Annotated in this window: 1 protein-coding gene; it reads left to right on the top strand. The window is 57.9% G+C overall.

Annotation, left to right across the window (positions count from 1 at the left end):
- Positions 1-77: 77 nt before the first annotated feature.
- On the top strand, positions 78-280 hold a 203-nt coding region (locus tag PZC42_RS20915), incomplete at its 3' end, for an LLM class flavin-dependent oxidoreductase (protein WP_277214021.1).

Raw genomic sequence — 280 nt, 5'->3', positions numbered from 1 at the left:
GATCTGCCGATTCCGCCGGGGCTTAATGTCCTATATACTCCCACGGGAAACATCGACTACGGGAGGTCCGGGCCCAAATGAAATTTGCCCTGTTTATTCTCGCCTCGTGGACCGAGAAAGACACCAGCGCCCAGAGCCGGATATATGGTGAAGCCCTGGAACAGGCCGAGTTTGCCGAAGAGTTGGGCTTCGATTCGGTCTGGGTCGCGGAGCATCACTCCAGCAGGTACGGCGTATTCCCTTCGTTGATGCCCATCCTCTCCTACATGGCCGCCCGCAC

The organism is Isoptericola croceus, assembly GCF_029382255.1.
Classification (GTDB): domain Bacteria; phylum Actinomycetota; class Actinomycetes; order Actinomycetales; family Cellulomonadaceae; genus Isoptericola; species Isoptericola croceus.
Note: the sequence above shows the minus strand (reverse complement) of the source record. Positions and strands in the feature narration are given on the sequence as shown.